The following is a 10,201-nucleotide window of genomic DNA, read 5'->3' as shown; positions in this document are numbered from 1 at the left end:
CAACAGCAACAGCAACAGCAACAGCAACAGCAACAGCAACAGCAACAGCAACAGCAACAGCAACAGCAACAGCAACAGCAACAAAAGTCTCAAAACGAAGGGAAAGAAGCGCAAGGACAACAGTCACAAAATCAGCAAGATTCTGAAAATAAAGAAGAAAAACAAAAAACGGAACAACATCAACCGCAACGAGATGACAAGCAAGTGAAGGATCAAGGTGAACCAATACAGGCTAAAGCGCATCCCGAAAAAATGCATCAGGATGATCCTGAGTTCCGTCGACTAGAAGCAGTAGAAAGTGCTCGCGACCCAAGCTTTTTGATCCGTGCGCAAATGCAACTTCAAGCGCAACAAAAACAACCTCCACAACAATCTCAAAAGGAGTGGTAAGCCTGTGATGAACAAAGGCGTAAAACTGGTCTTTATTTTTGTGGCCAGCCTAATATCCAGTTTCTCGGTGATGGCACAGACACTTCAAGCTAGTGTGAATAAAACACAAGTAGCCAAGAATGAAGTGATTAACCTCAGAATCATTTCAGATACTGAGCTCAGCTCAGACTCAATCGACTTCAATGTTCTAGAGAAAGACTTCTTCTTGGGTCAACCTCGTTATGGCCGCTCTAGCAATAACATTAACGGAAGAAAATCAGTGCGTACCGAGTGGAGTATCTCAATTGCACCAATGAAAGAAGGTGTTCTGACTATTCCAAGTTTTTCCGCTGATGGCATGAAAACGGAGCCGATCAAACTACATGTCAACGCGAGCCAAACAGACCCCAATCTTGATGATCTATTTAGCTTTAATATTACGGTCGACAACAGTACGCTCTACCCTCAGCAATCTGCAACATTACGTATACAACTTCTAATTAAAGCGGACACTCGACGCCTAGATAACCCGCAAATAGTACCTCCGCAGATTGAAGGCATGAAGCTTGAGGCACTGGGTGGCTTACAACAAAGACAGAAGATCTTAAATGGGTTAGAAGTAGCGGTCATAGAGCAGTCGTTTCGCTTAACGGCCAATCAACCAGGCACTTATACCTTGATAGGTCCTAAACTGACCGGTTCTTATATTTATGGCGACAGCTTGACGGGCTCAACCAAAATAATGCCTATCAACACCAAAGCGGAACGCATGCCAATCACGGTCAAACCGATTCCGAGCGAATTTAAAGGTGAATGGCTTCCTGCTTCAGCGTTAGAAATGACACAGAGCTGGCAAGACGATCAAGGTAATCTACTGTCGACTAACGCGATCAACACAGTAAAACAAGGCTCTTCACTCACTCGAACCATTCAAGTTAAGGCTCGCGGTACACAAGCCGAATATCTGCCACGAGTCAATATTAGTTACCCGAGTTCACTGCGCGTGTATCCCGAACAACCTAAGTTCGATAGCGCGAGAGATAGCACCGTTACCATGACGGTGAAGCAAGTCATTATTCCTACAGAGGCCGGGAAATATACCTTACCAGGATACGACTTGAACTGGTGGGACAGTCAAAATGATGAAGCGAAGAAAACAACGTTACCAGAGCTAACATTAGACGTAGAGAAAAATGACACTGGGCTAATCACGTTGCCGGAATCGCCTCTTTCAGCGCCTTTAGTGTCAGCCCCTAGTCCTGAATCAAGCGGCGGTGTAAACAGTCTCTGGCGAACGTTAACCTTTGTTTTCTCAGGGCTTTGGATAATGACATTAGGAATCGCAATTTGGGCATGGAAAAAGCGCCCAATAACAGCGAGTGGAACGGTTTCAAATACTGAACAACCACTTTGCATCGACGCGCTAAAAAAAGTCATCGAAGAGGGCGATGCTGCGAAAATTGAACGCTCTGTAAATGAGTATTTAACCACTCATCAAGACAGGCTAAACCCTGGCGACGTACAAGCAATTAAGCAAGAGCTTAATGCCATGAATCAAGCGTATTTTAGTACTAACCAACAACCTTGGAGCCCTGATTCGCTGCTAGCGAAAATTCAAAACCTTGGCAAAGCAAACGTAACAAAAACCGACCACCAGCTCGAAAAGCTATAAATAACTAGATAACAATGGCAGCTCTCATGAGCTGCCCATTCTCTTATCCGGCCAAATTTGCTTTAGCGGTTTTATCTAGAGCACCAACCGCCGCCCCCTTCCCTATCAAGTTGCTCTTATGAACATCACTCACTCAACAAACACTTGGGGCTCGTATTCGTATCGCCTTACACAATTTCGCCCATGGTTCTTCGCTTGATAGAGTGCCTTATCCGACAACTGATATAAATGGTCGAAATTAAAGTCTTTGCCTTTCGCTTTATAACAGGAGTAACCGACTGAAACGGTAAGTAACTCCCCTTCTGGGTTATGTCGATGCTTTATCCCCTCGCCCTCGATGCACTGACGAATGCACTCTGCTCTCAGTCGAACCTCCTCTTGCTCAGAACCAATCATGAGCAATGCAAACTCCTCACCTCCGATACGGCAAAAAACTTCATCTTCACCTTTGGTATGATGATCCAAGATATAGCCAATTCGCATCAATGCGATATCGCCTTCGAGATGACCATAGTGATTATTGAATAAGCCAAAATGGTCAATATCAATCAGGATCAGGCCAAACGACATGTCGTCTTCACACTCTAGGGCACAATATTTTTGCATCACATGTTCTAACATGCGGCGATTACCAAGACGCGTCAAAGGATCGAGCTTAGAAAGTACCTCAAGCTGTCGATTGGCTTCCTCCAACTCTTTTGTTCGGTTCTGAACCTCCAGCTCTAAGTTTTCGTTTAGTTCGCGAATCGCCTCTTGAGCTTGAGTACGTTGCAATACTTCAGCTAAGCTGGACGCGAACATACGAATCACTTCACGTAACTGAGAAGTTAAGGGCGCACGTGTCAGCAAATTATCAACAGCGATAAAGGCGATAGGACCACTGCTATTTGAAGTCAATACCGTCATCGCAGCCCAACCAAAGCCAACAATATTACAGTCATGATAAATAGGCACTGATTCTTCAAATGCGACTTCGTTTGGCATTGAGCGAGCCAGATTTATAAGAGAGAAATCTTGGGTTTCGCCAAAGAAGTAAGATTCATCCACCACATTACCTTGAATATCGGTACCCCACGTTCCTTGCATGTAAGAGCAATTTTCATCAGTTAAAAACACCGCCATTCGATCAATACCAAGATTTTTAATGGCGAAAGTGACGGCCGATTTGCATACTCCACTGACAGTAGTGCAACGTGATAACTCAACCATGCTTGAATGCAGCATGCGTACGTTTTGTTCTTGGCGCTTACGAATGTAAATTTGAGAGAAGAGTGAACCAAACGAGTCCAACATCTGTTTTTGATATGCCGTTATCGGCTTACGATGAATAAAGTTATCTAGCGCGAACCACCCAAACGGTTCATTGCCATCGCGTAAAATCAACATCGCATTCCAGCCCTGCCCGATGACCTTGCCTGCTGTGTATATTGGCGCGTCTTCTACAATAACTAAGTTGCTCTCGAGGCTAGATAACGCGGTGATATACTCCTCGCTAAGTTGGTGTAAATCATATTGTGTGTGAAATTCATCAATCGTAATTCCTGACTCATCCGTACCGTATGTACCACTGAAGCTACGCTTTTTCACATCGAGAAGCATCAGTGTAGAGCGATCAAACCCAAGTCGTTCACGTAACGCTTCGACGGCTTTGTAGTACAAGTCCTTTAAAGAATCAGGATTAGAGATTTCGAGTGCAACTTGCTGAACTAACTTCATATTTTCGATAAAGCGCTCGCGTTGGCTAATCTCATCAACATATTGCGCTTCACGAATATCTCTGTGCCTGATCTCTTTCGAGGCATTTTTTTCAGCACGAATACATTGCCAACGCGCCGCTGCGAGCTGCATTGCGTCGTAACTTTCTTCATAGATATTATGTGCTGTGCGAGCATGTACAGATTGAATCAGTAGGTAGGTACGTTTGATAGGCGTGTTGTCGAGCATCATGATGTAACTATCACCGCCTAAATCTCGGGTGTGATTCCAGTTACAAGTGTTGATCGCCAGAGGTATGATGCTTTCAGAGGTATCAAACTGACTTGCCCACTCCCAGAATGTCTCAGGATAGTTTTGGGTTGGGTAAAGCTCTCCGCGAGAGAAGCTCATTGAATGACGAGGGTTAATTGAAGGATCTTCAAAAATAGCGAGGGCTTGAGGGGAGAACAGACTCTCTAAATGATCAAAGATTGCCTCCGCTAGCAACCGATGGTCCCTCGTTGAAGACACTTTTCTTGTAAAACTTCTTAAACTCACCCTACCAACCTAATCTACTTTTTTATCCTCGATAAAAAACTACTTAGGCCATGATATGCAATCAATACGTTCAAATTTGAGCTGTTAAGTCATTCGCAAAATTATCAGACTTAGTGTTACATTCGAGAGCTCTTCAGCACTTTTAAAGCCATGTTTCACATAAGTTACATGCTTTATAAACTGGGGAGGAAAGTTGTACTTATTTACAAGATTTTTGTGTTGGTAGATGTTTTAAGCCTACGACTTAAAAAGAAAAAGGCCCCTCATCAAGAGGGGCAAAGTTACCATCGCTTATAGTTATTTAGTTATGCTTGTAAATACGGTGGATTAACCGAAATCACCATTTACGTAGCCTTGAGTACGGTCGTCTTGAGGGTTGCTAAAGATCACTTGCGTATCGTTGTGCTCAACCAGTTCACCCATTAGGAAAAACGCAGTGCGGTCAGAGATACGACGCGCCTGTTGCATTGAGTGAGTCACGATAACGATGGTGTAGTTCTTCTTTAGCTCTTCCATCAGTTCTTCGATTTTGTGTGTCGCAATTGGGTCAAGTGCCGACGTTGGCTCATCCATCAGAATCACATCCGGCTCCATCGCGATTGTACGTGCAATACATAAACGTTGCTGCTGACCACCAGAAAGACCGAATGCGTGTGATTTAAGGCGATCTTTCACCTCATCCCAAAGTGCAGCACCGCGCAGCGAACGCTCTACCACTTCATCAATTGTCTTTTTGTCTTTGATACCTTGAGCACGTAAGCCGTAAGCCACGTTCTCGTAAATGCTCATCGGGAATGGGTTTGGCTTTTGGAATACCATGCCGACTTTGATGCGAAGGTCAGCAACATCAATGTTGCCGTAAATATCTTCGCCGTCCATCGCCAATTTACCTGTAATTTTCACGCCTTCGATTAGATCATTCATTCGGTTCAAACAGCGTAGAAGCGTTGATTTTCCGCAACCTGACGGGCCGATAAGTGCAGTTACTTGGCGAACTGGAATTGGTAAGTTGATCGATTTCAGTGCTTGGTTGTCACCGTAGAATAGGTCTAGGTTTTCAATATCAAATTTGTTCATTGTCTTAATCTCTTAATTCTTGAATTCGTGTCTTTTAACGTGCGTTCTTAATTAGTGTTGTTAGTAAGTTGCGGTGTTAAAACGTCTAGCAATCAGTTTCGTTACCATGTTGATCAAGAGAACAACTACGATAAGCACTGTTGCCGTACCGTAAGCCTGATTCCATTCTTCAACGGTAAACAGTTCGGTAGTCAGTTTGTATAGATGAACGGTTAGCGTACGACCTGAATCTAATAAAGAATCCGGAATACGTGCAACCATACCTGCTGTCAGGAATACTGGAGCAGACTCACCAATGACACGACCAATACTTAGAATGACCGAGGTTAAGATACCTGGCATTGCGCTCGGAAGAATCAAACGCCAGATAGTGTAAATCTTAGAAGCACCGAGGCCATAAGAGCCTTCACGGTAAGTTTGTGGCACTGCCATCAGCGCTTCTTCCGTTGTACGGATGATCACTGGCAGGATTAGGATACTTAGCGTCAATGCACCCGACAGAATCGAGAAGCCAAGGCCAAGAATCGCCACGAAGAAAGTCATACCAAACAGGCCGAAAATGATCGACGGGATACCCGCCAATGACTCGGTACAGAATCGGATGATTTTCACCAAACGACTGCCCACTTTCGCGTATTCGGTCAAGTAGATTGCCGTCATGATACCGAGTGGCGCTGCCACTGCGATAGAAGCGATAACCATGTAAATGGTCGCCACAATCATTGGGAAGATACCGTGCTCTTCACCTGTGCGCGTATAGTTATCAGTAATGAAGTTCCAATCTACGTGTTGTAGACCGTTTGATAGGATGTACCAGATAATCCAGAACAAAAAACCTACCGTTAGTGCTGCCGAGATCCAGACAAATGCGTTAAAGACATTATCTTTGAACTGGCGTGCTTTTTTCAGTTTTGCGCGATCCATAATAGTCACCTTTAACGAGCGATTACTTCGCTTTTTCTCGGTTTAGGTACAGTAGTACAGCGTTCAACGACATGATGAAGACCAGAAGTACTACACCTGTAGCGTAAAGTGCGTTCGCGTGAACACCACTTGCGTAAGACATTTCAATGGCGATGTTTGCAGTTAGTGTACGAGCCGAATCAAGGATGCCTTCTGGCATTGCCGGCGCGTTACCCATAACCATGATAATCGCCATGGTCTCACCCAACGCACGACCGATACCCAGTATCACACCTGTCATGATGCCTGAGCGAGCCGCTGGAACGAGCAACTTAAAGATGGTGTAGATTTTCGATGCGCCCAGTGCCAAAGAACCTTCTTTATAAGTACGAGGGACAGCGCGGATAGACGTTTCAGATACCGTAATTACCGTTGGTAGAATCATCACACCAAGAACAATGATACCGGCAAGGATAGTATTACCTGCAGGTACATCAAATACCTTCTGAATCAATGGAACGATAATAACCAGACCGAAGAAACCGTAGACCACTGAAGGAATACCGGCTAGCAGCTCAACCGCTGGACGGATGATGTCTGCTAATCGCTTTGGTGCGATTTCAGCGATAAAAATGGCGGTCAGAACACCAATTGGAACCCCAACAATGACAGCACCGGCCGTCGATACGATAGATGCCACAATCATGGTGGCGACACCGTAAAGCGCAGGTGGTAACCAGTTTTGTCCTAAGACAATGCCCGATACGCCTGCTTCTTGGAATGCCGGAATACTCTCTCGAACGATGAAGTATGCAATAACGGCCAATGAAACAATGCCGATTACGGCACTCGTTAGGAACAAGCCGTGGAAGATGCGCTCTTTCCAGTCTACACGACGCTTCTCGCGTAGGCCTGACTTGCTGATAGCTCTAGCGTCAGTATTCATAAGCTTTTCACTATTTGTTGCGATGGTCATTTAAAAATCTCACGGTTCTGGGCAATGCCGTTGAACACAATGGATAGAAAAGGCTCAGCCCGAAACGTTGGGCTGAGCAAACTTTAGAGTCCCGATGGGATTAGTTAACTGAGATGTAACCTTTTTGGTCAACTAGCGCTTGCGCTTCGTCAGTTAGCATCCAGTCTAGGAATTTTTGCGTTTCTGTTGATGGCTTGCCTTCTTTGTAAAGAACAAGGAATGGACGCGCTACTTTGTAAGAACCGTTTTTAACGTTAGCTACCGTCGCATCAACGCCGTCGATTGCTAGCGCATTAACAGTGTTGTCTACAGTACCAAGAGAAATGTAGCCGATTGCGTATGGGTTAGATGCAACCATTGTTTTCAGTGCGCCGTTACCGTTTGCAACTTGAGCACGTTGAGAGATAGCTGATACCTTCTTACCAGAAATCTTCATTTTTAGAGACATGATGTCTTCAAATGCGCCACGAGTACCAGAAGCCGTGTCACGAGTAATGGCTACGATTGGCTTGTCTGCACCACCGACTTCTTTCCAGTTTGATACTTCGCCTTTGTAGATTGCAGTCACTTGCTCGGCTGTTAGACCTGGCAGTTTGTTTTGTGGGTTAACAACCACTGCGATACCATCACGAGCAACCACTTCTTCGATTAGTGTTGATTCTTTTTCAGAGTCTTTTAGATTACGAGAAGACATACCAAGGTCTGCTGAACCATTTTTCGCTGCTTTTACACCAGCTGAAGAACCAGGACCTTGAACTTCGATAAATACGTTAGGGTTCTTCTTCATGTACGTTTCAGAGAAAACTTCCATCAGTGGAGTTACGCTGCTAGAACCCACTGCAGAGATAGTTTCTTTAGCAGAAACAGGAGTCACTGCCATTGCGCCTAGAAGTGCGATTGCACCGATTACTGTCTTTTTCATCACAATTTCCTTAAGTGGCTTTATTGCCGTTGTGTTTCACTTGAACGGTGCTCACTTTAGAATTTGAATATGACAGTTGTGTTTCACTTAGTTGAACCCTCTATGACACGTTGTCATTTCTAACTATTAATTCCGCGACTTATCCCTCTCTCAATTTGAACGTAACGTTTTTATAACGTTGCCTCATGTTCAAGATGATAACCCCATCGATTTTGGTACATTTCATAACAATTAGGCATGAGTAACTCATTGATTTGGCAAATGTAACAATTAAAATCGAAATGCTTATTTATAAAAAAGATAATAATCAAACCGATAGAGGGTCAATCTCATGCGTCAATTTCTTAGTACGCTTTCTATTAAACTTCAGGTTTTTCTGCCTGTTCTATTCACAGTTATATTACTCATCATTGGACTGAGTGTCGGAATCGGTAAACTCGATCAAGCATTCAATAAGGTTTCGGCTTCCACCCATAAGCTAATCATTCACAAAGAGGAACTTAGCGGCATCGTAGACAACACTTACGCCATGCGCATCAAAGCCATTTATAGTCTATTTAGAGCCGAAGATGTTCAGTCTCTCAACCAAGAGCTTTCTAAGCGACAAAACAAAAACCGCGATTTTCTTAACTCCATCGACAATCTCCCTGGCGTTCAAAATGAAGTCAATGCTATGCGTAAGGCCATGAATCACTATGTTGATTTCACTCGCGTTACCATGACACCTCTGCTCACCACTAAACACTCTTCTGATTACACCACCTCTGATTTCAATCAAAAGTACGAATCTGCAATGGCTGAGTATCGATTAGCTGGCGAAGCGATGATCAACGCCATCGACAAACTATCTAAACAATTGAATCAAATCGTCACCGATGAAGTCGAAACGAATGGCGAACAACATTCAACCACGCTAACTTACAGCGCCGTCTCGCTTGCGGTGATCTTGAGTGCCGCTTCACTTATTAGTTGGGTACTCGCCAGCTACATCGTTGCGCCGATTCGTAACCTTCAAGTAACGATGCAGGAAGTCGCGAAGGGAAACCTACTAGTTAAGGCCGAAGCCATCGGGAAAAACGAAGTGTCTCAGTTGGCTCGGGATGTAAACCAGACCATAGAAAAACTGCGTGAAACTGTAAGTGCATTGGTTCGCATTAGTGAAGATGTGGCATCAGCATCAACCGAGTTAGCAACTGTTATGACTCAAAGCAGCGTCAACTCGGATCAAGAAAAGCAAGAAGTTGAGCAAGTAGCCTCGGCGATCAATCAGCTAGAGTCGACCGCAGCTGAAGTATCGACCAATGCACAAGAAGCCGATAGTGCATCAAATCAAGCACGTACGTTAACCTCACAAAGTATAAGCATGTTTGGGGAAAGTACTCGCGCAAGTGAAAAGATGGCGGAACAACTTAACGAAGCCGCTGCCGTCGTGACTTCGCTAAAAGAACAATCAGAACACATTGGTCGCGTGATCGAAGTGATTGAAGGTATTTCTGAGCAAACGAATCTACTTGCACTGAATGCAGCGATTGAAGCTGCACGAGCGGGCGAAAGTGGCAGAGGCTTTGCGGTAGTGGCCGATGAAGTACGTATGCTGGCAGCGCGAACTCAGGAGTCCACCAAAGAGATCCAAACCATTATAGAAGAGCTACAGCAACAATCTGGTCACGCAAATGAAAGTATGCATTCCAGCTTAGCCATGTTGTCAGACAACCAAGCTCTGACACAAGAAGTTAGCCAATCACTTGCTAATATCAGTAATGCTATCGCCGATCTGAACTCAATCAACACTCAAGTTGCGACCGCATCAGAAGAGCAGAAACAGGTCACGGCTGATATCAACAACAACTTAACGAACATCTATGAACTAGTGAGCCAGAACGTCACTGGGATCACTCAATCAGCCGCGGCAGCGCAAGAGTTGTCTGGTTTAGCAGAAAACCAAAAACATCAGCTTAAGCAGTTCCAAGTTTAAATACTCTGCTCAACACGATAAGTTCCAAAGGTTAGAAAAGAAAAAGCTCCGCAC

At 44.5% G+C, this 10,201-nt stretch carries 7 protein-coding genes and 1 pseudogene; 3 read left to right on the top strand and 5 right to left on the bottom strand.

All coding sequences use genetic code 11. The features are described from left to right. Nucleotides 1-390, top strand: a pseudogene (locus tag R7Z47_RS01985) (hypothetical protein); the annotation flags it as partial. 4 nt (nt 391-394) lie between these two features. Next, complete coding sequence (locus R7Z47_RS01980; protein WP_262606608.1) at nt 395-2,041, top strand: BatD family protein; 1,647 nt, start codon at nt 395-397, stop codon at nt 2,039-2,041. Nucleotides 2,042-2,170: 129 nt separating this feature from the next. On the opposite strand, the gene R7Z47_RS01975 is transcribed toward R7Z47_RS01980, so the two are convergent. From R7Z47_RS01975 to R7Z47_RS01955, 5 genes are all read right to left on the bottom strand, one after another. Continuing rightward, nucleotides 2,171-4,294, bottom strand: coding sequence for a GGDEF domain-containing protein (locus R7Z47_RS01975; protein ID WP_262606609.1), 2,124 nt, complete (start codon nt 4,292-4,294; stop codon nt 2,171-2,173). 327 nt (nt 4,295-4,621) lie between these two features. Further along, on the bottom strand, nt 4,622-5,371 hold the full coding sequence (gene pstB, locus R7Z47_RS01970) for a phosphate ABC transporter ATP-binding protein PstB (RefSeq protein WP_005375156.1): 750 nt from the start codon (nt 5,369-5,371) through the stop codon (nt 4,622-4,624). A gap of 60 nt (nt 5,372-5,431) precedes the next feature. Beyond that, the gene (gene pstA, locus R7Z47_RS01965) at nt 5,432-6,295 is read right to left on the bottom strand and encodes a phosphate ABC transporter permease PstA (protein WP_005383923.1); all 864 of its coding nucleotides are present in this window, start codon (nt 6,293-6,295) and stop codon (nt 5,432-5,434) included. 22 nt (nt 6,296-6,317) lie between these two features. After that, complete coding sequence (gene pstC, locus R7Z47_RS01960; protein ID WP_005375154.1) at nt 6,318-7,250, bottom strand: phosphate ABC transporter permease subunit PstC; 933 nt, start codon at nt 7,248-7,250, stop codon at nt 6,318-6,320. A gap of 100 nt (nt 7,251-7,350) precedes the next feature. Then, on the bottom strand, nt 7,351-8,172 hold the full coding sequence (locus R7Z47_RS01955) for a phosphate ABC transporter substrate-binding protein (protein ID WP_005375153.1): 822 nt from the start codon (nt 8,170-8,172) through the stop codon (nt 7,351-7,353). Nucleotides 8,173-8,503: 331 nt separating this feature from the next. Here R7Z47_RS01955 and R7Z47_RS01950 point away from each other — a divergent pair, with 331 nt between their 5' ends. Continuing rightward, nucleotides 8,504-10,147: a methyl-accepting chemotaxis protein gene (locus R7Z47_RS01950; RefSeq protein WP_171345505.1), complete on the top strand. Its 1,644-nt coding sequence runs from the start codon at nt 8,504-8,506 to the stop codon at nt 10,145-10,147. Nucleotides 10,148-10,201: the final 54 nt, after the last annotated feature.

Origin of the sequence: Vibrio sp. 1641 (assembly GCF_033339995.1) — a bacterium.
In the GTDB taxonomy this organism is placed as follows: Bacteria; Pseudomonadota; Gammaproteobacteria; order Enterobacterales; family Vibrionaceae; genus Vibrio; species Vibrio alginolyticus.
The sequence above is the reverse complement of the archived record's forward strand: the minus strand, read 5'-3'. Positions and strand labels throughout refer to the sequence as shown.

Coding starts and splice junctions, on each gene's coding strand:
- pstB (WP_005375156.1), bottom strand. CDS start 5,371: ATGAACAAATTTGATATTGAAAACCTAGACCTATTCTACGGTGACAAC.
- pstA (WP_005383923.1), bottom strand. CDS start 6,295: ATGGATCGCGCAAAACTGAAAAAAGCACGCCAGTTCAAAGATAATGTC.
- pstC (WP_005375154.1), bottom strand. CDS start 7,250: ATGACCATCGCAACAAATAGTGAAAAGCTTATGAATACTGACGCTAGA.
- R7Z47_RS01955 (WP_005375153.1), bottom strand. CDS start 8,172: ATGAAAAAGACAGTAATCGGTGCAATCGCACTTCTAGGCGCAATGGCA.
- R7Z47_RS01950 (WP_171345505.1), top strand. CDS start 8,504: ATGCGTCAATTTCTTAGTACGCTTTCTATTAAACTTCAGGTTTTTCTG.